18 protein-coding genes are annotated in these 22,649 nt (G+C 63.5%); 10 read left to right on the plus strand and 8 right to left on the minus strand.

Translation table 11 applies throughout. The features are described from left to right. Nucleotides 1-85: 85 nt before the first annotated feature. Nucleotides 86-922 carry a 23S rRNA (adenine(2030)-N(6))-methyltransferase RlmJ gene (locus GEV38_RS24955; RefSeq protein WP_013974483.1) on the minus strand — a complete coding sequence of 279 codons (837 nt, stop codon included), beginning with the start codon at nucleotides 920-922 and terminating at the stop codon, nucleotides 86-88. A gap of 186 nt (nucleotides 923-1,108) precedes the next feature. Then, complete coding sequence (gene putP, locus GEV38_RS24960; RefSeq protein WP_015272040.1) at nucleotides 1,109-2,587, minus strand: sodium/proline symporter PutP; 1,479 nt, start codon at nucleotides 2,585-2,587, stop codon at nucleotides 1,109-1,111. Between the two features lie 74 nt (nucleotides 2,588-2,661). On the opposite strand from putP, the gene GEV38_RS24965 reads away from it, so the two are divergent. Together GEV38_RS24965 and putA are read left to right on the plus strand one after the other, a co-directional pair. Beyond that, nucleotides 2,662-2,850 (plus strand): hypothetical protein, encoded by a 189-nt coding sequence (locus tag GEV38_RS24965; RefSeq protein WP_137108938.1) that lies wholly within the window; start codon nucleotides 2,662-2,664, stop codon nucleotides 2,848-2,850. A 94-nt stretch (nucleotides 2,851-2,944) separates the two neighbouring features. After that, nucleotides 2,945-6,898 carry a trifunctional transcriptional regulator/proline dehydrogenase/L-glutamate gamma-semialdehyde dehydrogenase gene (gene putA / locus GEV38_RS24970; RefSeq protein WP_015272041.1) on the plus strand — a complete coding sequence of 1,318 codons (3,954 nt, stop codon included), beginning with the start codon at nucleotides 2,945-2,947 and terminating at the stop codon, nucleotides 6,896-6,898. A 102-nt stretch (nucleotides 6,899-7,000) separates the two neighbouring features. On the opposite strand, the gene GEV38_RS24975 is transcribed toward putA, so the two are convergent. From GEV38_RS24975 to GEV38_RS24985, 3 genes are all read right to left on the minus strand, one after another. Further along, entirely contained in the window at nucleotides 7,001-7,252 is a 252-nt protein-coding gene (locus GEV38_RS24975) for a DUF3077 domain-containing protein (protein WP_043936290.1), read from the minus strand. Nucleotides 7,253-7,520: 268 nt separating this feature from the next. After that, the gene (locus GEV38_RS24980) at nucleotides 7,521-7,958 is read right to left on the minus strand and encodes a hypothetical protein (RefSeq protein ID WP_054572167.1); all 438 of its coding nucleotides are present in this window, start codon (nucleotides 7,956-7,958) and stop codon (nucleotides 7,521-7,523) included. Nucleotides 7,959-8,063: 105 nt separating this feature from the next. Continuing rightward, the gene (locus GEV38_RS24985) at nucleotides 8,064-8,627 is read right to left on the minus strand and encodes a hypothetical protein (protein WP_081013925.1); all 564 of its coding nucleotides are present in this window, start codon (nucleotides 8,625-8,627) and stop codon (nucleotides 8,064-8,066) included. A 373-nt stretch (nucleotides 8,628-9,000) separates the two neighbouring features. Here GEV38_RS24985 and GEV38_RS24990 point away from each other — a divergent pair, with 373 nt between their 5' ends. From GEV38_RS24990 to yccS, 7 genes are all read left to right on the plus strand, one after another. Then, complete coding sequence (locus GEV38_RS24990) at nucleotides 9,001-10,803, plus strand: acyl-CoA dehydrogenase (protein WP_015272045.1); 1,803 nt, start codon at nucleotides 9,001-9,003, stop codon at nucleotides 10,801-10,803. Between the two features lie 32 nt (nucleotides 10,804-10,835). Continuing rightward, on the plus strand, nucleotides 10,836-12,278 hold the full coding sequence (locus GEV38_RS24995; RefSeq protein ID WP_054572169.1) for a TldD/PmbA family protein: 1,443 nt from the start codon (nucleotides 10,836-10,838) through the stop codon (nucleotides 12,276-12,278). After that, a complete protein-coding gene (locus GEV38_RS25000) occupies nucleotides 12,278-13,597 on the plus strand; it encodes a TldD/PmbA family protein (protein WP_054572170.1) in 1,320 nt (439 codons plus the stop codon). The genes GEV38_RS24995 and GEV38_RS25000 overlap by 1 nt, the downstream gene beginning before the upstream one ends. 127 nt (nucleotides 13,598-13,724) lie before the next feature. After that, entirely contained in the window at nucleotides 13,725-15,152 is a 1,428-nt protein-coding gene (mdtD, locus tag GEV38_RS25005; protein ID WP_015272048.1) for a multidrug transporter subunit MdtD, read from the plus strand. Nucleotides 15,153-15,264: 112 nt separating this feature from the next. Beyond that, the gene (gene dbpA, locus GEV38_RS25010) at nucleotides 15,265-16,602 is read left to right on the plus strand and encodes an ATP-dependent RNA helicase DbpA (RefSeq protein WP_230396947.1); all 1,338 of its coding nucleotides are present in this window, start codon (nucleotides 15,265-15,267) and stop codon (nucleotides 16,600-16,602) included. A gap of 137 nt (nucleotides 16,603-16,739) precedes the next feature. Then, nucleotides 16,740-17,921 carry an NAD(P)/FAD-dependent oxidoreductase gene (locus tag GEV38_RS25015; protein ID WP_015272049.1) on the plus strand — a complete coding sequence of 394 codons (1,182 nt, stop codon included), beginning with the start codon at nucleotides 16,740-16,742 and terminating at the stop codon, nucleotides 17,919-17,921. A 221-nt stretch (nucleotides 17,922-18,142) separates the two neighbouring features. Continuing rightward, nucleotides 18,143-20,326 carry a YccS family putative transporter gene (gene yccS, locus GEV38_RS25020; protein ID WP_054572171.1) on the plus strand — a complete coding sequence of 728 codons (2,184 nt, stop codon included), beginning with the start codon at nucleotides 18,143-18,145 and terminating at the stop codon, nucleotides 20,324-20,326. Between the two features lie 131 nt (nucleotides 20,327-20,457). On the opposite strand, the gene GEV38_RS25025 is transcribed toward yccS, so the two are convergent. Next, entirely contained in the window at nucleotides 20,458-21,195 is a 738-nt protein-coding gene (locus tag GEV38_RS25025; RefSeq protein ID WP_043935950.1) for an ABC transporter substrate-binding protein, read from the minus strand. A gap of 155 nt (nucleotides 21,196-21,350) precedes the next feature. Here GEV38_RS25025 and GEV38_RS25030 point away from each other — a divergent pair, with 155 nt between their 5' ends. Further along, nucleotides 21,351-21,803, plus strand: coding sequence for a GNAT family N-acetyltransferase (locus GEV38_RS25030; RefSeq protein WP_054572172.1), 453 nt, complete (start codon nucleotides 21,351-21,353; stop codon nucleotides 21,801-21,803). Nucleotides 21,804-21,835: 32 nt separating this feature from the next. Here GEV38_RS25030 and GEV38_RS25035 read toward each other — a convergent pair whose 3' ends face one another. Then, on the minus strand, nucleotides 21,836-22,132 hold the full coding sequence (locus tag GEV38_RS25035; protein ID WP_013974495.1) for a helix-turn-helix domain-containing protein: 297 nt from the start codon (nucleotides 22,130-22,132) through the stop codon (nucleotides 21,836-21,838). A gap of 12 nt (nucleotides 22,133-22,144) precedes the next feature. Further along, entirely contained in the window at nucleotides 22,145-22,645 is a 501-nt protein-coding gene (locus tag GEV38_RS25040; RefSeq protein WP_003259625.1) for a M48 family metallopeptidase, read from the minus strand. Between the last annotated feature and the right edge of the window lie 4 nt (nucleotides 22,646-22,649).

A 22,649-nucleotide genomic window follows, 5' to 3' on the forward strand; every position in this document is an offset into this window, starting at 1 on the left:
CACAGGTACACCACCGACCTTGAGGCCCGCGCTGTACCTGTGGGAGCTGGCTTGCCGGCGATGGGGCCGGTACAGGCAAGCAATATTATTCAGCGATCAGCCAGTCCATGCGGAAGCTGCCGGCGGTTTGCGCCAGCTCTTTGGCCAGCCATGGCAGCAGCTCCTTGAGCTCTTCTTCCAACCCCCACGGTGGGTTGGCGATGGCCAGACCTGAGCCATTGAGCCCCTGCGGGCTGTCCTGGTGGTGCACATACAACTCGACCCGCAGCAGTTTCGGTGCGCCGGTGCTGGTCAGGTCCTGGTAGAAGCGGGTCAGCGAGCGCTGGTCCTTGATCGGGTACCAGATGGCCGCGACAGTCTGGCGCATGCGGCCGATCGCCTCTTTCATGGCGGTAGTGCAGCGCTTTAGCTCGTCAGCCTGTTCGAACGGCGGGTCGATCAACATGATCGCGCGCTTTTCCTGCACCGGCAGCAAGGCCCGCGGCACATGCCAACCTTCGCCCAGGTGCACGAACACGCGCGGGTCTTTCTTCATGTTCTCTTTGAGCAGCGGCCCGTCTTCGGGATGCTTCTCGTTGAGCAGGGCGCGGTCCTGCTGGCGCATCAGGCGGCGAGCCAGCTCGGGCGAACCGGGGTAGTAGCGCAGCTCGCCATCGGCATTCAGGCGCTTGATGATACGCAGATAGTCGTCGGCCATGGCCGGCAGGTCATCGCGATTCCATAGGCGGGCGACACCTTCCAGGTACTCGCCGGTGCGGGTTGCCTGGTCGCCCTGCAGATCGTACAGACCGAGCCCTGCGTGGGTATCGATGTAGGCGAATGGCTGCTCCTTGCGCGACATCAGGGCGATGAGGCGAGTCAGCACGATGTGTTTGAGGACGTCGGCGTGGTTGCCGGCGTGGAAGGCGTGACGATAGTTCATGGCAACTCCTGCGGGGGTGGCAAGTTTACCTTGCCTTGCAGGCGGAGTCAGGGCCTGGCTGCTGATCGGCGGCGCCTGTTTCGCGGGTAAACCCGCTTCCACAGGCACCTCACAGAATTTGAGTTCTGTGCAATCCCTGTGGGAGCGGGTTCACCCGCGAAACAGGCGCCGCCGACTCAACGGGTATTACTTGTCAGCGTGATACGCCGCATCAGCAGTCTCGAAACGCTTGACCATTGCCTGCGACGGGCTGCCCAGCTTGCTCACCACGAAGATGGCGATGCTGGCGAACAGGAAGCCCGGGATGATTTCGTACAGCCCGAGGGTGTCGAAGTTCTTCCACAGGATCACGGTCAGTGCACCCACCACGATACCGGCCAGTGCGCCGTTACGGGTCATGCCTTTCCACAGCACCGAAATCAGCACCACCGGACCAAAGGCAGCACCGAAGCCGGCCCAGGCGTAAGCCACCAGGCCCAGCACGCGGTTTTCCGGGTTGGAGGCCATGGCGATGGCGATCAGGGCGACGGCCAGCACCATCAGGCGGCCGACCCACACCAGTTCGACCTGCGAAGCGTTCTTGCGCAGGAAGGACTTGTAGAAGTCTTCGGTCAGGGCGCTGGAGCACACCAGCAGCTGGCAGCTCAGGGTACTCATCACCGCCGCCAGGATGGCCGACAGCAGTACACCGGCGATCCATGGGTTGAACAGGATCTTGGCCAGCTCGATGAACACACGCTCGTGGTTCTCGGTGACCGGGCCCGCCAGATCAGGGTGCGCCGAGAAGTAGGCGATGCCGAAGAAGCCCACGGCGCAGGTACCGGCCAGGCACAGGATCATCCAGGTCATGGAGATACGGCGGGCGTTGGCGATCGACTTCACCGAGTCGGCGGCCATGAAACGCGCCAGGATATGCGGCTGGCCGAAGTAGCCCAGCCCCCAGCCCATCAGCGAGATGATGCCGATGAAGGTGGCGCCCTTGAGCATGTCGAAGTTGGCCGGGTTGACCGCATCTATGGCAGCGAAGGTGGTATCGAAGCCGCCAGTGGAGATCAGCACGATCACCGGGGTGAGGATCAGCGCAAAGATCATCAGCGAAGCCTGCACGGTATCGGTCCAGCTCACCGCCAGGAAACCACCGACGAAGGTGTAGGCGATGGTTGCAGCGGCACCGGCCCACAGGGCGGTTTCGTACGGCATGCCGAAGGTGCTCTCGAACAGACGGGCACCGGCAACGATGCCGGAGGCGCAGTAGATGGTGAAGAACACCAGGATCACGATGGCCGAGATGATCCGCAGCACGCCGCTGTTGTCTTCGAAGCGGCTGGAGAAGTAGTCCGGCAGCGTCAGTGCATCGCCGTTGTGCTCGGTCTGCACGCGCAGACGACCAGCGACGAACAACCAGTTCAGGTAGGCGCCGACGGTCAGGCCGATGGCAATCCAGGCTTCGGACAAGCCTGAGAAGTAGATGGCGCCCGGCAGGCCCATCAGCAGCCAGCCGCTCATGTCGGAAGCGCCGGCGGAAAGCGCGGTGACCACGCTACCCAGGCTGCGGCCGCCGAGGATGTAGTCGGAAAGGTTATTGGTGGAGCGATAGGCGGCGAAGCCGATCAGCACCATTGCCGCGATATAGACCACGAAAGTGATCGTTAGTGGATTGCCCATGCGTGTGCCCTGGCGTTTGTTTTTATGTCATGCACAACCGCAGCCATGGCGGTTGCACCCAGGCGGCGAATCCTATGCAACAACGCAAAGCGGGTGCAACCATTTTTCATTTGCAAGTTGCACCTTCTCGTGCATTTTCAGACAAATCTGATTTTTTGCTCCTTTTGGGAGCAACAACCTCGCTTTTCAGAATAAAACGCACCGAAAACGACCCTTTTCCGGGCATGGAAATGACGGTCGGACGAGTTGCACCTTTTCCATGAAAAATTCGGGTTGCACCTGGTTGCACCCGAATTGTCCTACAGCTACTCTTGGCGCCAGCTTAGGCCACAACCGTGGCAATAACGAGGATAAGAAATGGCGACGACCACCCTTGGGGTCAAACTCGATGACCCGACCCGTGAGCGACTCAAGGCAGCTGCGCAGTCGATTGACCGCACCCCGCACTGGTTGATCAAGCAAGCGATCTTCAACTACCTGGAGAAGCTCGAGGGTGGTGCCACCCTGACCGAACTCAACGGCCATGCCAGCAACCTGGCCGACGATGCCGGAGAGGTCCAGCCCGACCACAGCCACCAGTGCTTCCTCGAGTTCGCCGAGAGCATCCTGCCGCAGTCGGTGCTGCGCTCGGCGATCACCGCCGCCTACCGCCGCCCCGAACAGGAAGTGGTACCGATGCTGCTGGAGCAGGCGCGCCTGAGCGCCCCGCTGGCCGAAGCGACCAACAAGATGGCCGCCGGCATCGCCGAAAAACTGCGTAACCAGAAGAGCGCTGGCGGTCGTGCCGGCATCGTTCAGGGCCTGCTGCAGGAATTCTCGCTGTCGTCCCAGGAAGGCGTGGCACTGATGTGCCTGGCCGAAGCCCTGCTGCGCATCCCCGACAAGGGCACCCGTGACGCGCTGATCCGCGACAAGATCAGCACCGGCAACTGGCAGCCGCACCTGGGCAACAGCCCGTCGCTGTTCGTCAACGCCGCCACCTGGGGCCTGCTGCTGACCGGCAAGCTGGTGTCTACCCACAACGAATCCGGCCTCACCTCCTCGCTCACCCGCATCATCGGCAAGAGCGGCGAGCCGATGATCCGCAAGGGCGTCGACATGGCCATGCGCCTGATGGGCGAGCAGTTCGTCACCGGCGAAACCATCGCCGAAGCCCTGGCCAATGCCAGCCGCTTCGAGTCCAAGGGCTTCCGCTATTCCTACGACATGCTCGGCGAAGCCGCACTGACCGAGCACGACGCACAGAAGTACCTGGCGTCCTACGAGCAGGCCATCCACTCGATCGGCAAGGCCTCCCATGGCCGTGGCATCTATGAAGGCCCGGGCATCTCGATCAAGCTGTCGGCGCTGCACCCGCGCTACAGCCGCGCCCAGTACGAGCGCGTGATGGAAGAGCTGTACCCGCGCCTGCTGTCGCTGACCCTGCTGGCCAAGCAATACGACATCGGCCTGAACATCGACGCCGAAGAAGCCGACCGCCTGGAGCTGTCGCTCGACCTGCTCGAGCGCCTGTGCTTCGAGCCTTCTCTGGCCGGCTGGAATGGTATCGGCTTCGTCATCCAGGCCTACCAGAAGCGCTGCCCGTATGTGATCGACTATGTCATCGACCTGGCCAAGCGCAGCCGCCACCGCCTGATGATCCGCCTGGTGAAAGGCGCCTACTGGGACAGCGAAATCAAGCGCGCCCAGGTCGAAGGCCTGGAAGGCTACCCGGTCTACACCCGCAAGGTGTACACCGACGTGTCCTACGTTGCCTGCGCCCGCAAGCTGCTGGCCGTGCCAGAAGCCATCTACCCGCAGTTCGCCACCCACAACGCCCACACCCTGTCGGCCATCTACCACATTGCCGGTCAGAACTACTACCCGGGCCAGTACGAGTTCCAGTGCCTGCACGGCATGGGCGAGCCACTGTACGAGCAGGTGGTCGGCAAGATTTCCGAAGGCAAGCTGAACCGTCCGTGCCGCGTCTATGCACCGGTCGGCACCCACGAAACGCTGCTGGCCTACCTGGTGCGTCGCCTGCTGGAAAACGGCGCCAACACCTCGTTCGTCAACCGCATCGCCGACCACTCGATCTCCATCCAGGAACTGGTCGCCGACCCGGTCGCCAGCATCGAGCGCATGGGCACCCAGGAAGGCAGCATCGGCCTGCCGCACCCACGCATCCCGCTGCCGCGTGAGCTGTATGGCAGCGAGCGGGCCAACTCGGCCGGCATCGACATGGCCAACGAACACCGCCTGGCATCGCTGTCCTGCGCCATGCTGGCCACCGCCCACAACGACTGGAAAGCCACGCCACTGCTGGCCTGCGCTGCCAGCGAAGGCACCGCCGCACCGGTCCTGAACCCGGCGGACCACCGCGACGTGGTCGGCCATGTTCAGGAAGCCACGGTCGCCGACGTCGACAACGCCATCCAGTGCGCACTGAATGCCGCTCCGATCTGGCAGGCCACCCCGCCTGCCGAGCGCGCCGCCATTCTGGAACGCACCGCCGACCTGATGGAGGCCGAAATCCAGCCGCTGATGGGCCTGCTCATCCGCGAAGCCGGCAAGACCTTCGCCAACGCCATCGCCGAAGTGCGTGAAGCCGTGGACTTCCTGCGCTACTACGCGGTGCAGGCACGCAACGACTTCAGCAACGACGCCCACCGCCCGCTGGGCCCAGTGGTGTGCATCAGCCCGTGGAACTTCCCGCTGGCGATCTTCACCGGCCAGGTAGCCGCAGCGCTCGCCGCCGGCAACCCCGTACTGGCCAAGCCGGCCGAGCAAACCCCGCTGATCGCTGCCCAGGCCGTGCGCCTCCTGCTGGAAGCCGGCATTCCTGAAGGCGTGCTGCAGCTGCTGCCTGGCCGCGGTGAAACCGTCGGTGCCGGCCTGGTGGGTGACGAGCGCGTCAAGGGCGTGATGTTCACCGGTTCCACTGAAGTGGCCCGCCTGCTGCAGCGCAACGTCGCCGGCCGCCTGGACAACCAGGGCCGCCCGATCCCGCTGATCGCCGAAACCGGCGGCCAGAACGCGATGATCGTCGACTCCTCGGCACTGACCGAACAGGTGGTGATCGATGTGGTGTCCTCGGCCTTCGACAGCGCCGGCCAGCGTTGCTCGGCACTGCGCGTGCTGTGCCTGCAGGAAGACTCCGCCGACCGCGTGATCGAAATGCTCAAGGGTGCCATGGCCGAAAGTCGCCTGGGCTGCCCGGACCGCCTGGCCGTGGACATTGGCCCGGTGATCGACGCCGAAGCCAAAGCCGGCATCGAGAAGCACATCCAGGGCATGCGCGAGAAAGGTCGCTCGGTCTACCAGGTGGCCATTGCCGATGCTGCCGAGCTCAAGCGCGGCACCTTCGTCATGCCTACCCTGATCGAGCTGGAGAGCTTCGACGAGCTCAAGCGTGAAATCTTCGGCCCGGTGCTGCACGTGGTGCGCTACAACCGTCGCAACCTGGACCAGTTGATCGAGCAGATCAACAACTCCGGCTACGGCCTGACCCTCGGCGTGCACACCCGCATCGACGAGACCATCGCCAAGGTGGTGGAAACCGCCAACGCCGGCAACATGTACGTCAACCGCAACATCGTCGGTGCAGTGGTGGGCGTGCAGCCGTTCGGTGGTGAAGGCCTGTCCGGCACCGGCCCGAAAGCCGGCGGCCCGCTGTACCTGTACCGCCTGCTGTCGACCCGCCCGGCCGACGCGATTGGCCGCCACTTCCAGCAACAGGACGGCGAAGGCAAGCCTGACCGCGCCCTGCACGAACAGCTGATCAAGCCGCTGCACGGCCTGAAGGCATGGGCCGAGAGCAACCAGCTGACCGACCTCGCCACGCTGTGCAGCCAGTTCGCCAGCCAGTCGCAGAGCGGCATCGCCCGCCTGTTGCCAGGCCCGACCGGCGAGCGCAACAGCTACACCATCCTGCCGCGTGAGCACGTGCTGTGCCTGGCCGACAACGAAGCCGACCTGCTGGCGCAGTTCGCCGCAGTGCTGGCCGTTGGCAGCTCGGCGGTATGGGCGGACGGCGAGCCGGGCAAAGCCCTGCGTGCCCGCCTGCCGCGAGAGCTGCAGGCCAAGGTCAAGCTGGTGGCGGACTGGAACAAGGATGAAGTGGCGTTCGACGCCGTGATCCACCATGGCGACTCGGACCAGCTGCGCGGCGTGTGCCAGCAGGTGGCCAAGCGTGCCGGGGCGATCGTGGGTGTGCACGGGCTGTCCAGCGGCGACCACCAGATTGCGCTGGAGCGCCTGGTGATCGAGCGGGCAGTGAGTGTGAACACTGCTGCTGCCGGTGGTAATGCCAGCCTGATGACCATTGGCTGAGGTTGAGGGTTGTTAACGAAAAAAGGAGAGCTTCGGCTCTCCTTTTTTTTATGGGGGCTGGGGTTGGGCTGACAGGTGTTCATTCAATCGGAAGCCAAACCCTCACTGCTTCATCCCCAACTCAGCATCATCCATCAGTGCCTTGGCCATCGCACTCAGGTAATGGGCAGCCCAGATCATCATCGGCTTCTCATCCATCAGCCCGGTAATGGTCAATTCGCGGACATTACCCATCAACTCCGACGACTGCTCACGGGCGTCCCTGCACGGGATGCCAGGCTCGATGCGGCTTGGGTGTCTTCTGTTGTCATTGTTCAACCCCCTGATAATTCTCGAGTGCCTGGCCGGGCCTATTCGCGGGCGCGCCCGCTCCCACAGGATCACCACAAGCTTCATGACTTGCACCGTACCTGTGGGAGCGGGCATGCCCGCGAAAGGGCCGGCTCAGGCGACACATCATTAAGCCTCAGTGCGAAGTTCGCGACCTAGATTAGGATCTTCGAGTGAATCTGCGTTCAGGGGTGGATCAGGAACTATCACCACCTGCTGTCAAACAAGAGGGTGGCAGCTGTGCATGGGTTGACTGACCGGTAGAAAAATCCAAAAAACCCGGCGCACACCGTTACCCGCGCTTTCGCCAGAGCCACAATAGGCACCAGCCTTTCCCAGCCTCCGAAATCAGCATCAGCCCAATCCACACCGAGTTACTGATACTGGAAGCCAGCATCGGCAACAACAGGATTATGGATATCGACGGAACGATAAAAAAGATGCGAAAGGGGATCTGCACCATCGCCAAGTAGACAGCCAACCGGCAACGCATAAGAAACAACCCGCAGGTCGCTATCAACGAAAGCTGCAGAATCAGGCCTAGCCAGACGATTAGCTCTAGCCCTCCTCCCCAGATCTGCATGTTGCTCAATGCGTCCTTGAAATCCGTCCAGAAAGGTATGGCACCTCGCTCCGTACTGCGGAAAACATAAAGGCAGATGTAGAACGCGTCCATGCCTCCCCAAAACAGGAAAGCGATCGCATGCCAGCTCAAGTTCGAGTTCTTCAATATGCTCCCTCTTCGAACCGCGCCGGAATACCGAGCTTCGCAGGGGCGGCCTTTCGCCGCGAAAGGGCCGCAAAGCGGCCCCGGCAAATTCTGCTGCGACGCTGCTCAAGCCATGGACGAAAGTGTGATCAAAGCAAACAGCTGCGCTGCTGTAATTACGGCAGCCAGCAGCATCCACAACCAATTGGCCAGCGTGAAACGGCTGTTGGCCACTCCTGCCTCATCCCCCGCGCTGAAATTGGCGCCTTTCTGCATGGGCACCAGAATGACCAACCAAGCTGCTTGAATGACTACACCCGCAAAATACGCCGCCCACAACTGATCATCCAGAATCACAGTGGCAGCCACCCAGACAGCACACATACCGTAGTAGCCCAGCGTGAGCCCCAGAATGGACCAAGGGTAGGTTCTGCCTGACTCGCGAATATGATCATTCACCCTTCTCAATAACGGGTAGATGAAGAACACTGCAAAAGCGCTTCGCCAGAATGGGCTGACCTTTTCTCCTGTCCTCACTCCATACAGCTTCCAGCTCTGATAAAAGCAATACAGCCAGTAAAAACCAAGGGTGAAGAAGGTCATTACGCCAAACTTCAGGGGCGAGACTACGAAGAAGGGAAGTTGCTTGCCCTCGAAATCAGTCAAGTCGTTCTTGTGGACATCACTCATCAGAAAAGCCTCATTGCGAACACCAAAGCACACATTCAAGGCCAAATGGCATTCGATCCGCAGTAGTCCAGTTCCACTCTGACTTGTGGGAAACGTCTCTACATTTTCCTGCGCCTGCTCCGGCCCTTTCGCGGGTAAACCCGCTCCTACAGGTGCAGCGTTGATGGCTGGGGCTGCGCAGTACTTGTGGGAGCGGGTTTACCCGCGAAAGGGCCCGAACAGGCAAAACAACAACTGCCCCCACCCCGCGTGATCTGTTCGACCAACCACCAGGCATCCCGGAGTTCTCAACCCATATCACCCAAACCTATTAACCTGTCCCCCACCCCACCACCCTCCTACACTCGCAGCATCCCGCCTCAGGACCGCGACCATGCCCGAGACCCTGCTCAACCCCCGCAACCTCGCCTTCGAACTCTACGAAGTCCTCGACGCCGAGGCCCTGACCCAACGCCCGCGCTTCGCCGAGCACAGCCGCGAAACCTTCGATGCGGCGCTTTCAACTGCCCGCACCATCGCAGAGAAATTTTTCGCCCCGCACAACCGCAAGGCCGACGAAAACGAGCCGCGCTACGTGGATGGCCGAGCCGAACTGATCCCTGAAGTGAAACCCGCCGTCGACGCCTTTCTCAAAGCCGGCTTCCTCAACGCCAACCGTGACTTCGAAGCCGGCGGCATGCAGCTGCCGAGCCTGGTTTCGCAGGCCTGCTTCGCCCACTTCCAGGCGGCCAACGCCGGCACCACGGCCTACCCGTTCCTGACCATGGGCGCGGCCAACCTGATCGAGAGCTTCGGCAGCGATGAACAGAAACGCCTGTTTCTGCAGCCGATGATCGAAGGCCGCTACTTCGGCACCATGGCCCTGACCGAACCCCACGCTGGCTCGTCGCTGGCCGATATCCGCACCCGCGCCGAACCTGCCGGTGACGGCAGCTACCGGCTCAAGGGCAACAAGATTTTCATTTCCGGCGGAGATCACGAGCTGTCGGAGAACATCGTGCATATGGTTCTGGCCAAGCTTCCGGATGCTCCGCCCGGCGTGAAGGGCATCTCGCTGTTCATCGTACCCAAGTACCTGGTCAACGAAGATGGCAGCCGTGGCCCGCGCAACGATGTGCTGCTGGCAGGGCTGTTCCACAAGATGGGCTGGCGCGGTACTACCTCCACCGCGCTGAACTTCGGCGACAACGGCCAGTGCGTCGGCTACCTGGTCGGCCAGCCGCACCAGGGCCTGGCCTGCATGTTCCAGATGATGAACGAGGCACGCATCGGTGTCGGCATGGGCGCAGTGATGCTCGGTTACGCCGGCTACCTGTATTCGCTGGAGTACGCCCGCCAGCGCCCGCAGGGTCGGTTGCCGGACAACAAAGACCCGCACAGCCCCGCTGTGCCGATCATCGAGCACAGCGATGTGAAACGTATGCTGCTGGCACAGAAGGCCTACGTGGAGGGCGCCTTCGACCTGGGTCTGTATGCCGCGCGCCTGTTCGACGACACCCAGACTGCCAGCGACGAAAGGGCCCGCAAGCAGGCGCAGGAACTGCTCGACCTGCTGACCCCGATCGTCAAATCCTGGCCCTCGACGTTCTGCCTCAAGGCCAATGAACTGGCGATCCAGATCCTCGGGGGCCACGGCTACACCCGCGAGTACCCGGTAGAACAGTACTACCGCGACAACCGCCTGAACCCGATCCATGAAGGCACCGAGGGCATCCAGTCGCTCGACCTGCTGGGCCGCAAGCTGGCGCAGAACAATGGCGCCGGCCTCAAGCAGTTGATCCGGTCGATCGCTGCCACCGGTGAGCGCGCCAGCCACCATGCGAACCTCGACCCACTGCGCCAGCCGCTGGAGCAACTGGTCAACCGCCTGCAAGGTGTGACGCTGGCGTTGCTGGGTGACCTGGCCGAGGGCAAAGTCGCCGGCGCCCTGGCCAACTCGGCTCTCTACCTCAAGGCCTTCGGCCACTGCGTGATTGGCTGGCGCTGGCTGGAACAGGCGATCCATGCCGAACTCGGCCTGCTCAAGGGCAAACCCACCGACCGCGACTTCTACCTCGGCAAGCTGCAGGCAGCGCGTTATTTCCTGACCTGGGAGGTACCTGGCTGCCATAATGAGCTGGCATTGCTCGAGGCGCGCGACGACACTTGCCTCGCCATGCAGGACGAGTGGTTCTAAGGGGGAGCCACCGTGTACACGGAGGCTTCCACATGTTCGATACCAGCGCCCTGCTGCGCCAGCGCTTTGCCACGCTGCGCAGTACGGCCGAGCTGTTTTCCCTGCGCCATGTGAAACAGTCGCACCAGGCGCTGTCGGTTCGCCGCAACGTCGCGGAACCACCCTTCTTCAGCCAGGACGAGGGCGCCATGCTCACCGTGCGGGTGAATGGCGTGGAAGCCTATGCCGCCACCGCCGACCTGTCCCAGGCCGGCCTGCAGCGCGCCCTGGAGCAGGCCGAGGCGCTGGCTAGGCAGATCGCCCGATACAACCTGCTGGACCTGCGCGAGCAACCGGTGACCAGCGCACGCCACGACCACATTTCGCCCAACTTCGACCAACCCGTGCCCAACCTTGCCGACTGCCTTGGCCTGCTCGCTGCCGAATCGGCCAGCGTGCCCAAGGACAGCCGCCTGGTGGACTGGCAGGCCAGCCTGGGCCTGAGCCTGGTCGAGCAGACCTACCTGAACTCGGCCGGCGCCGAGCTACGCCACGCCCAGCGCTTCCTGTTCCCGGGCCTGGGGGTGACCGCCAGCGACGGCCAGGACAGCCAGAGCCGCAGCCTGGGCCGCGACAACTTCGGCCAGCAGGGCGGCTTCGAGGTCATCGAGCGCTGCGGCCTGGTCGGTGCTGCCCGCCGGGTGGCCGACGAGGCGCTGCAACTGCTGCTGGCGCCGAACACCCCCAGCGGCCCGCGCGACCTGCTGTTGATGCCGGACCAGATGATGCTGCAGATCCACGAATCCATCGGCCACCCGCTGGAGATGGACCGCATTCTCGGCGACGAACGCAACTACGCAGGTACCAGCTTCGTCAAAGCCGATGACTTCGGCCACCTGCAGTACGGCTCCGCGCTGCTCAACGTGACCTTCGACCCGACCATCGGCGAAGAGCTGGCCAGCTACAGCTTCGATGATGACGGCACCCAGGCCAGCAAGCAGTTCCTGATCCGCGATGGCCTGCTGCTGCGCCCGCTGGGTGGTGCGCTGTCGCAGTTCCGCTCCGGCCTCGACGGCGTGGCTAACAGCCGCGCCTGCGGCTGGAACCGTGCGCCGATCGACCGCATGGCCAACCTCAACATCGAGCCGGGCGACCAGAGCCTGGATCAGCTGGTGAAAGGCATCGAGCACGGCATCCTGATGCGCACCAACCGTTCCTGGTCCATTGATGATGCTCGAAACAAGTTCCAGTTCGGCTGTGAATGGGGCCAACTGATCGAAAACGGCGAGCTCAAGGGCATCGTCAAGAACCCCAACTACCGTGGTATCTCCGCGCAGTTCTGGCGCAACCTGGCGGCGGTCGGCGACAGCAGTACCTTCCAGGTGCTGGGCACGCCCAACTGCGGCAAGGGCGAACCCAACCAGGTGGTACGGGTGGGGCATGCCTCGCCGGCCTGCGTGTTCCGCCAGATCGACGTATTCGGAGGAGACGCCTGATGAAACACGCTTTCGAAACCCTGGTCGGGGATGTGCGCAAAGCCCTGCAGACGGGCGAACAGTTCACCCTCGGCTACAGCGCCGAACAATCGCAATTCGTGCGTTTCAACCATGCCAAGGTGCGCCAGGCCGGCACCGTGAACCAGGCCGGCGCGCAACTGCGGCTGATCCGCGATGGCCGCCAGGCAGAGCAACAGGTGACCTTGAGTGGTGACACGCAACTGGATAGCCAGCGTCTGTTCACGGCCCTGGAGCAACTGCGCCAGACCTTGCCACTGCTGGCGGTCGATCCGTACCTGCGCCTGGACGAAAGCGCCTGGCACAGCCACAGCCAGCAGGAGCAGCCGCTGCCCGAACTGAGCGATGTGCTGACCTTGCTCGAGCGCGAAGCCGGCGACCTTGACCTTGTCGGCATCTACGCCGCCGGCCCCATCTGCCGGGGCTTCGCCAGCTCGTTCGGGGCCTTCGGCTGGCACCAGGCCAACAGCTTCAACTTCGACTGGAGCCTGTTCCACGAAAACGGCGAGGCGGTGAAGGCCAATTATGCCGGGCAAGTGTGGAGCGCCGACGACTTCACCGCACGCCTGCGCCAGGCGCGGGAACAGCTGGGTTTCCTTGGCCGCCCTGCCGTCACGCTGAAGCCTGGCAGCTACCGCGCCTACCTGGCCCCGGCGGCCATGGACGAAATAGCCGGCATGCTGTGCTGGGACGGTTTTTCCGCACAGGCCCTGGCCACTGGCAACAGTGCCCTGCAGCGCCTGTACAACGGCGATGCGCGGCTGAGCCCACTGGTGAGTTTCACCGAGCAGGTCAGCGGTTCGCTGAGCCCTGCGTTTTCCGATGAAGGCTCGCCGCGCCTGGATGTGCCGTTGATCCAGCAAGGCGAGGCCCGGCAGCGATTGATCAGTGCGCGCAGTGCGGCCGAGTTCGAGCTGTTGGCCAATGGCGCCGATAGTTACGAGTCACCGTGTGCGCTGAGCCTGGCAACAGGTAGCCTGCCGAGCGAGCAGATTCTGGAGCGGCTCGGTACCGGGCTGTACATCAGCAACCTGTGGTACCTGAACTATTCCGACCTGCCGGCGGCACGCATGACCGGGCTGACCCGCTTCGCCACCTTCTGGGTGGAGAACGGGCAGATCCAGGGCCCGGTGAGCACCATGCGCTTCGATGACAGCCTGTACAGCTTGCTCGGCAGCCAGCTGGAGGACCTGACAAGCGAGCGCGAGATGATCCTGTCGACCAGTACCTATGGACAGCGCAGTACCGGGTCGAGTCATTTGCCGGGGGCACTGGTCAAAGGCCTGACCCTGACACTGTGATAGGCATTACCGGCCTCTTCGCGGGCATGCCCGCTCCCACAGGTATTGCACCATCATCGGATGCGGTGCGATACCTGTGGGAGCGGGCGTGCCCGCGAAAGGGCCGGCACTGACAAACGAGGAAGTCATGCCCGAACGCACCCCGCTGGACCCTGTCACCGCCCGCTGGATCCCTTGGGTGGTGGCCATCGCCTTTTTCATGCAGTCCCTGGACGGCACCATCCTCAACACCGCACTGCCAGCCATGGCCCGGTCGCTGGCCGAAGACCCGCTGCGCATGCAGGGCGTGATCATCGCCTACATGCTCACCGTGGCCCTGCTGATCCCCGCCTCAGGCTGGATCGCCGACCGCTTCGGCACCAAGCGCATCTTCTTCAGCGCCATCCTGCTGTTCAGCTTCGGCTCGCTGCTGTGCGCCGCCGCCAACAGCCTCGGTTTCCTGATCTTTGCCCGTGTCGTGCAAGGGCTGGGCGGTGCGCTGATGCTGCCGGTCGGGCGCTTGGTAGTCCTACGTGCCTACCCGCGCACCGAGCTGGTGCGCATCATGAGCTTCATCACCATCCCCGGCCTGCTCGGGCCGCTACTGGGCCCGACGGTTGGCGGCTGGTTGGTGGAAATACTGAGCTGGCACTGGATCTTCCTGCTCAACCTGCCGGTCGGCCTGATCGGCTGCTATGCCGTGTGGAAGTTCATCCCCGACCTGCGCGGCGCCGAGCGCACCACGTTCGACGGCCCCGGGTTCCTGCTGTTTGGCGCAGCGATGGTATTGATCACCATCGCCATGGAAGGCCTGGGCGAACTGCACCTGCCGCACCTGCGGGTGATGTTGCTGCTGTTCGCCGGCATGGCCTGCCTGGCGGCCTACTGGCTGCGCGCCGGGCGCGACCCGGAGCCGTTGTTCTCACCCAGCCTGTTCCGCGTGCGCACCTTTGCCATCGGTATTCTCGGTAACCTGTTCGCCCGCCTGGGCAGCGGCGCGCTGCCGTTCCTTGTGCCGTTGCTGCTGCAAGTGGCGCTGGGCTACTCGCCGGCCCAGGCCGGCATGAGCATGATCCCGCTGGCGGCTGCGGCGATGCTGGCCAAGTCCATTGCCCGACCACTGATCGAACGCTTTGGCTACCGCATCATCCTCACCGGCAACACCCTGCTGCTGGGCCTGCTGCTGGCCAGCCTCGGGCTGGTCGACGAACAGACGCCCTATGCCGTGCTGCTGATTCAGCTGGGCCTGCTCGGCGCGGTCAACTCGATGCAGTTCACCGCGATGAACACGGTAACCCTGATCGACCTCGACGACGCCAGCGCCAGCAGCGGCAACAGCCTGTTGTCGGTGGTCGCGCAGCTGGCCCTGAGCCTGGGCGTGGCATGTGCAGGGGCATTGCTCGGCGGCTTTACCGCAGCCGGAAACGCCGACGGTGTGGAAACCACCTTGGGTGCATTCCAGCTGACCTTCGTTACCATCGGCGTGATGGCCATGCTGGCGGCGGCAATATTCCTGCAGCTGTCGCCGACGGACGGAAGGCGTGCCCGTCGTCCGGAACAACACATGGAGTCGTAGGGTGAATGGCCATGAGGCTGGTAGACTATGCGGCATTTTTCGCTTCGCACCGCAGGCCCGCCTCGTGACCACCGAATCCACCGCCTTTGCCACCTTGCCGCTGTCCACTGCCATGCTGGCCAACCTGGACGCCCTCGGCTATGCCTCGATGACACCGATCCAGGCCCAGAGCCTGCCGGTCATCCTCAAGGGGCAGGACCTGATCGCCCAGGCCAAGACCGGCAGCGGCAAGACCGCCGCCTTCGGCATCGGCCTGCTCAACCCGATCAACCCGCGCTACTTCGGTTGCCAGGCGCTGGTGCTGTGCCCTACCCGCGAACTCGCCGACCAAGTGGCCAAGGAGCTGCGCCGCCTGGCCCGCGCCGAGGACAACATCAAGATCCTGACCCTGTGCGGCGGCGTTTCGCTGGGCCCGCAGATCGCTTCGCTGGAGCACGGCGCACACATCATCGTCGGCACCCCAGGGCGCATCCAGCAGCACCTGGACAAAGGCACCCTGGTGCTCGACGGGCTGAACACCCTGGTGCTGGACGAGGCCGACCGCATGCTCGACATGGGCTTCTTCGATGCCATCGCCAGCATCATCGGCAAGACCCCGTCGCGCCGCCAGACCCTGCTGTTCTCGGCCACCTACCCGGCCGGCATCAAGCAACTGGCCGCCGACTTCATGCGCAACCCGCAACAGGTCAAGGTCGAGAGCCTGCATGCCGACAATCAGATCGAGCAGCGCTTCATCGAGATCGACCCGCAACAGCGCCTCGAGGCGGTCACCCGCGTGCTCGGCCACTACCGCCCGCAGTCCTGCGTGGCGTTCTGCTTCACCAAGCAGCAGTGCGAGGATGTGGTCGCCCACCTGACCGCCAAGGGCATCGTTGCCCAGGCCCTGCATGGCGACCTGGAGCAGCGCGACCGCGACCAGGTGCTGACCATGTTCGCCAACCGCAGCAGCTCGGTGCTGGTGGCTACCGATGTGGCCGCCCGCGGCCTGGACATCGATGGCCTGGACATGGTCATCAACGTCGAACTGGCGCGTGATGCGGAAATCCATGTGCACCGTGTCGGCCGCACCGGCCGTGCTGGCGAGAAAGGCATTGCGGTCAGCCTGGTGGCACCGGCCGAAGGCCACCGCGCCCAGGCCATCGAAGACCTGCAGAAGAGCCCGCTGCGCTGGGACCAGCTGGACAGCCTGAAGCACAAGGGTGGCGAACCGCTGCTGCCGCTTATGAGCACCCTGTGCATCGCTGCCGGGCGCAAGGACAAGCTGCGCCCGGGTGACATCCTCGGGGCGTTGACCGGTGATGCCGGTATCCCCGGCAAGCAGGTGGGCAAGATTGCGATCTTCGATTTCCAGGCGTTCGTGGCCGTGGAGCGACCGCTGGCCAAGCAGGCCATGCAGCGCTTGAACAGCGGCAAGATCAAGGGGCGCTCCCTGAAAGTCCGCATCGTCTGACCTAATTTTGGGGCCGCTTTGCGGCCCTTTCGCGACACAAGGCCGCTCCTACAGGGGATCGCAAACTCCTGTAGGAGCGGCCTTGTGTCGCGAGAGGGCTGCAAAGCAGCCCCCAGCAATCCTGAAGAGGTAACACCGTGCACTCCACCGACGTGATCATCCTCGGCGCCGGCGCCGCCGGCCTGATGTGCGCACAGCTCAGCGCCCGCCGTGGCCGCCGGGTACTGGTGCTCGACCACGCCAACAAACCGGGCAAGAAAATCCTCATGTCCGGCGGCGGCCGCTGCAACTTCACCAACATGTATACCGAGCCGGGCAACTTCCTCTCGCAGAATGCGCATTTCTGCAAGTCGGCCCTGGCTCGCTACACCCAGTGGGACTTCATCGAGCTGGTGTGCAAGCACGGCGTGGCCTACCACGAGAAGAAACTCGGCCAGCTGTTTTGCGACAACAAGGCCAGTGACATCCTCGACATGCTGCTGGCCGAATGCGATGAGGCCGGCGCCGAGATCCGCATGCACACCAGCATCGAGCAGATCGAGAAGACCGAAGGGGGCTACCTGCTGCAGACCAGCGGCGGCCAGTTCGCCTGCCAGTCGCTGGTGATCGCCACCGGCGGCCTGTCGATCCCGACCCTGGGTGCCACCGGCTTCGGCTACCAGGTGGCCCGCCAGTTCGGCCACACCCTGCTGCCGACCCGCGCCGGGCTGGTGCCGTTCACCATCACCGAGCCCCAACTGAAGGCACTGTGCACCGAGTTGTCCGGCACATCGCTGGATTGCACCGCCAGCTGCAACGGCACCAGCTTCCGCGAGAACCTGCTGTTTACCCACCGCGGCCTCAGCGGCCCGGCGATTTTGCAGATTTCCTCGTTCTGGGAAGCAGGCGACACAGTCGAGATCAACCTGCTGCCCGACCGTGATGCACTGACCTGGCTGCAACAGATGCAGGCCGAACGCGCCAACACCGAGCTGAAAACCGTGCTGGGCGAGGTATTTACCCGCAAGCTGGCCAACCTGCTGGCCGAGCAGTGGTTCGAGTCCCGGCCCATGAAGCAGTACACACCGGCGGAACTGGCACAGATCGCCGAGAAGCTGGCGAACTGGCAGGTGGTACCGGCCGGCACCGAGGGCTATCGCACTGCCGAAGTGACCCTGGGCGGCGTGGATACCCGAGAGGTGTCGTCCAAGACCATGGAATCGCTGAAAAGCCCTGGGTTGTATTTCATTGGTGAAGTGCTGGATGTGACTGGCCATTTGGGCGGTTTCAATTTCCAGTGGGCCTGGGCCTCCGCCAACGCCGCGGCGCAGTTCGTGTAGAGTAGAATCCATTCAGCAGCACGGAATGCTTCTTGCTGGCCCGTGCTGGGAGTGCCGAAATTCGCATGGGGCTGCCATGCAGCCCATTCGCGGCACAAGGCCGCTCCTACAGGGGACGCGATCGACTGTAGGAGCGGCCTTGTGCCGCGAATGGGCCGCACAGCGGCCCCAATGACACGGCCTCGAACGGTATTTCTCTGATCACTGCCTAGCAGGCCATCATGTCATCGAGCTCGTTCCGTCAGTCACTGCGTCGCCTGTGGGGTCAAGACAAGTTCAGCTACAGCATCCGGGTCACCATCGCCCTCACCGGCAGCCTGGCCCTGTGCTGGTACCAGAACGAAATGGCCCTGCTGATTCCGCTGTTCCTCGGCATCATCGCCAGCGCCCTGGCCGAAACCGATGACAGCTGGCAGGGCCGCCTCAGCGCCCTGGCCGTCACCCTGGTGTGTTTTGCCATCGCCGCACTGGCGGTCGAACTGCTGTTCCCCTACCCGTGGGTATTCGTCATTGCCCTGGCCTTGGCGGCCTTTGGCCTGACGATGCTCGGTGCCTTGGGCGAACGCTATGGTGCCATCGCTTCAGCGACCCTGATCACTGCGGTGTACACCATGATCGGCGTGGACCAGCGCGGCGGCCAAGTCACCGATTTCTGGCACGAACCGCTACTGCTGGTGGCGGGCGCAGCCTGGTATGGGCTGCTGTCGGTGCTGTGGCAGGCGCTGTTTTCCAACCAGCCGGTGCAGCAGAGCCTGGCCAAGCTGTTTTTCGAGCTGGGCAGCTACCTCAAGCTCAAGGCCAGCCTGTTCGAACCCGTCCGCACCCTAGACGTCGAAGCCCGGCGCCTGGAGCTGGCCCAGCAGAACGGCAAGGTGGTGGCGGCGCTCAACGCGGCCAAGGAAATCATCCTGCACCGGGTGGGCAACAGCCAGCCGAACTCCAAGGTCAGCCGCTACCTCAAGCTGTACTTCCTGGCCCAGGACATCCATGAACGGGTCAGTGCTTCGCACTATCCCTACAACGCCCTGACCGAGGCTTTTTTCCACAGCGACGTGATGTTCCGCTGCCAGCGCCTGCTACGCAAACAGGGCTCGTCCTGCCAGGAGCTGGCCCGATCGATCCGCCTGCGCCAGCCGTTCGTGCTGGCCAGCGGTTATCCCGAAGCCCTCGAAGACCTCAACGCCTCGCTGGAACACCTGCGCACGCAGAACAACCCGGCCTGGCGTGGCCTGCTTCGCTCGCTGCGGGCACTGGCGGCCAACCTGGCGACGCTCGACCGCCTGCTCAGCGCCGCCAGCAACCCGGACAGCCTGGCCGACACCAGCGATAGCAGCCTGCTCGACCGCTCGCCACGCTCGCTGAAGGATGTGTGGACCCGACTGCGCACCCAACTGACGCCGACCTCGCTGCTGTTCCGCCATGCCCTGCGCCTACCCCTGGCGTTGTCGATCGGCTATGGCATGGTGCACCTGATCCACCCCACTCAGGGCTACTGGATCATCCTAACCACGCTGTTCGTGTGCCAGCCCAACTACGGTGCGACCCGACGCAAGCTGGTGCAGCGGATAGCCGGCACCGCCGTCGGCCTGACAGTAGGCTGGGCATTGTTCGACCTGTTCCCCAACCCGGTCATCCAGTCGTTGTTCGCCGTGGTCGCCGGGGTGGTGTTCTTCGTCAACCGCACCACCCGTTACACCTTGGCAACAGCCGCGATCACCCTGATGGTGCTGTTCTGCTTCAACCAGATCGGCGATGGCTATGGCCTGTTCCTGCCGCGTCTGTTCGATACCCTGGTCGGTAGCCTGATCGCCATCCTTGCGGTGTTCCTGTTCCTTCCCGACTGGCAGGGGCGGCGGCTGAACAAGGCGCTGGCCAATACGCTGGCCTGCGCCAGCGTGTACCTGCGGCAGATCATGCAGCAGTATGCCCACGGCAAGCGCGATGATTTGGCCTACCGCCTGGCCCGGCGCAACGCCCACAACGCCGACGCGGCGCTGTCCACCACCTTGGCCAACATGCTGATGGAGCCGGGGCATTTCCGGAAGGAGGCCGACGTCGGCTTCCGCTTCCTGGTGCTGTCGCATACCTTGCTCAGCTACCTCTCGGGGCTGGGCGCGCACCGCGACACCGCCTTGCCGGCGGAGGTGCAGGAGCAATTGATCGAAGGTGCCGGGCAAAGCCTGGCCAGCAGCCTGGACGAGATTGCCAACGGCCTGGCCGCGCGGCTACCAGTGGCGATTCACAGTGATGCCGAAGAGGCGCTGGCCAATGCCCTGGAGCAGATGCCGGAAGAGCTGGACGAGCACCAGCGGCTGGTACAGACGCAGTTGGCGTTGATCTGCCGGCAGTTGGGGCCGCTGCGGACCTTGGCAGCGCATTTGATCAAGGAAGGTGCACCGGCCTGAGTTGTAATATCGTCTGTGCCGGCCTCTTCGCGGGTGAACCCGCTCCCACAGGAACCCCACAAGTTTCAAGTCCTGTGTAATACCTGTGGGAGCGGGTTTACCCGCGAAGAGGCCGGCACAGGCGATATAGATCAAAAGCCATGCTGGCGCATGAGCCGCGCATAGCTGCCATCCGCCTTCATCGCCGCAATCGCCTGCTCGAACCGCTCGACGATCCGCGCATGCTCCGGGTTTTTCAGGCTGACCAGGATATGCAGGGTGTTCTCTCCCAACGGCGGCTCCACCAGCATCACCCCATCGCGTACCTCCGGCAGCTCGCGCTGCAAGTTGTAACGGGCCACGTACTCGTCTTCCACCGCCAGGTCCACCCGCCCTGCCGCCAGCATGCGTACCGCAGAGGGAAAGTTGCGCACCGCCACCTTGTGCAGGCGAGTGTCGCGGTCGAACGCGGGAGAATAGGCGTAATCACGCACCACAGCGATGCTGTAGGGGTACAAATCTGACTGGCGCTTGTAACGAAACGCCTCGCCCTTGCGTTGCAACAGGCGAATGCGGTTGACCAGGTAGGCTTCGGAAAACTGCCCGATGCTGGCGCGCGAGTCGTTGTACCAGGCGTTGATCAGTACGTCGTAACGCCCCTCGCTCACCCCCAGCAGAGCCCGCGCCCAAGGAGCCTCTTCGACCCCACTGGTGTAGCCGGCCCGGGCCAGCGCCGTGGTGACGATGCTGGTCGCCAGGCCACCGCCCGGCATGCTGGCATCGGTGAACGGCGGCCAATTGTCGGCCACCAGCCGCAGCTTTTCGTGACCCAGGGCGGGTGTTGCAAGCATCATTGCCAACAATCCCAGAACACAAAGCAGTGGCCGCATGCTCACGTCCTTTCGCAATGGAGGGCACACACTGCCAATGAGATTACACAAAGGCGTCGCCGAGGGCAGCGGCCAATAGTGTCATTTAGCCTCTATTTTGGCCGTGGCACGTGCATCATGCGATGATCGACGGTCCACTCAAGGAGTTCGCACCAATGTCCATCGACTGGCTTTGCAAGCACCACACCGATCTCAGCAAGGACCAGCTCTACGCCATTCTGCAGTTACGCACGGAAGTGTTCGTGGTCGAGCAACGCTGCGCCTACCAGGAAGTCGATGGCCAAGACCTGACCGGCGATACCCTGCACCTGATGGGCTGGCAGGATGACAAGCTGGTGGCCTACCTGCGCCTGCTCGACCCGCAATCCCAGGGTGGGGATGTGGTGATCGGGCGGGTGGTGACTGCACCCGCGGCGCGCAAGCTGAAGCTGGGGCATACCTTGCTGCTCAAGGGGTTGAAGGCAGCGGAGCATTGCTGGCCGGGGGTGCCGGTTTATCTGTCGGCGCAGGCGCATTTGCAGGCGTTCTATGCCCGGCATGGGTTCGCTGTGGTGGGCGAGGAATATCTTGAGGACGACATTCCGCATATCGGGATGCGCAAGGGATGAGATCGCCGGGCTGCAAAGCAGCCCGCAGTGGATCAGGGATACCCCAGCACTTCGCGAACCTGCCGCAGATGCTGGATGATCCACTGCTTGTCGATCGCCCCCCAGTCATGAATGCGGTAATGCCCGGCGTGGTTGCGCGCGCCTTCCTGCTGTTCGAACTCGCAGACGATATCCAGGTCGGCTAGTGCCGCAATGGTGTCCTGGGCGGTGCGCCGGGGCATGCCGGTCGCTTCCATCAGGGCCGGAACGCTGGTCGCGGTCTGGCTGTCGATCAGCCAGGCTACGTACAGGCGCCGGTAGAAGCTGCTCTTGGTCTTGCTCACTTCCATGCTGCGTGGTCCTTAACAGTTGCCCGGCAGCTCCCGATAGGTCAGGTAGACGCGCAGGTCGAATTCCAGTTGGTGGTAGTCCGGCTCCATGTGCTGGCAGAGCTGGTAGAACGCCTTGTTGTGGTCGCGCTCGCGCAGGTGTGCCAGTTCGTGCACCACGATCATGCGCAAGAACTGCGGCGCGGCCTCCTTGAACAGCGAGGCAATGCGGATTTCCTTCTTCGCCTTGAGCTTGCCGCCCTGCACCCTTGATATCGCCGTATTCAGGCCCAGGGCCCGATGGGTCAGGTCGAGACGATTGTCGAACAGCACCTTGTCCAGGTTCGGCGCGCTGCGCAGGTATTGCTGGCGCAAATCCTGGGCATAGCCGTACAACGCCTTGTCGTTCTGCACGTCATGGCGGTCGGGGTAGCGGCGCTGCAGGTACTCGCCCAGGCGGTCGCTGTCGATCATCTGCCGCACTTGCTGCTGCAGGTGCGGCGGATAAGCTTGCAAATATCGTAATACGGTCATGGCG

This window comes from Pseudomonas sp. 13159349 (assembly GCF_013305685.1).
GTDB lineage: Bacteria > Pseudomonadota > Gammaproteobacteria > Pseudomonadales > Pseudomonadaceae > Aquipseudomonas > Aquipseudomonas asiatica.

What these genes read in the sequence shown, in the direction of transcription:
- GEV38_RS24955 (WP_013974483.1), bottom strand. Translation starts at nt 922, where the DNA reads ATGAACTATCGTCACGCCTTCCACGCCGGCAACCACGCCGACGTCCTC.
- putP (WP_015272040.1), bottom strand. Translation starts at nt 2,587, where the DNA reads ATGGGCAATCCACTAACGATCACTTTCGTGGTCTATATCGCGGCAATG.
- GEV38_RS24965 (WP_137108938.1), top strand. Translation starts at nt 2,662, where the DNA reads ATGCAACAACGCAAAGCGGGTGCAACCATTTTTCATTTGCAAGTTGCA.
- putA (WP_015272041.1), top strand. Translation starts at nt 2,945, where the DNA reads ATGGCGACGACCACCCTTGGGGTCAAACTCGATGACCCGACCCGTGAG.
- GEV38_RS24985 (WP_081013925.1), bottom strand. Translation starts at nt 8,627, where the DNA reads ATGAGTGATGTCCACAAGAACGACTTGACTGATTTCGAGGGCAAGCAA.
- GEV38_RS24990 (WP_015272045.1), top strand. Translation starts at nt 9,001, where the DNA reads ATGCCCGAGACCCTGCTCAACCCCCGCAACCTCGCCTTCGAACTCTAC.
- GEV38_RS24995 (WP_054572169.1), top strand. Translation starts at nt 10,836, where the DNA reads ATGTTCGATACCAGCGCCCTGCTGCGCCAGCGCTTTGCCACGCTGCGC.
- GEV38_RS25000 (WP_054572170.1), top strand. Translation starts at nt 12,278, where the DNA reads ATGAAACACGCTTTCGAAACCCTGGTCGGGGATGTGCGCAAAGCCCTG.
- mdtD (WP_015272048.1), top strand. Translation starts at nt 13,725, where the DNA reads ATGCCCGAACGCACCCCGCTGGACCCTGTCACCGCCCGCTGGATCCCT.
- dbpA (WP_230396947.1), top strand. Translation starts at nt 15,265, where the DNA reads ATGCTGGCCAACCTGGACGCCCTCGGCTATGCCTCGATGACACCGATC.
- yccS (WP_054572171.1), top strand. Translation starts at nt 18,143, where the DNA reads ATGTCATCGAGCTCGTTCCGTCAGTCACTGCGTCGCCTGTGGGGTCAA.
- GEV38_RS25025 (WP_043935950.1), bottom strand. Translation starts at nt 21,195, where the DNA reads ATGCGGCCACTGCTTTGTGTTCTGGGATTGTTGGCAATGATGCTTGCA.
- GEV38_RS25030 (WP_054572172.1), top strand. Translation starts at nt 21,351, where the DNA reads ATGTCCATCGACTGGCTTTGCAAGCACCACACCGATCTCAGCAAGGAC.
- GEV38_RS25035 (WP_013974495.1), bottom strand. Translation starts at nt 22,132, where the DNA reads ATGGAAGTGAGCAAGACCAAGAGCAGCTTCTACCGGCGCCTGTACGTA.
- GEV38_RS25040 (WP_003259625.1), bottom strand. Translation starts at nt 22,645, where the DNA reads ATGACCGTATTACGATATTTGCAAGCTTATCCGCCGCACCTGCAGCAG.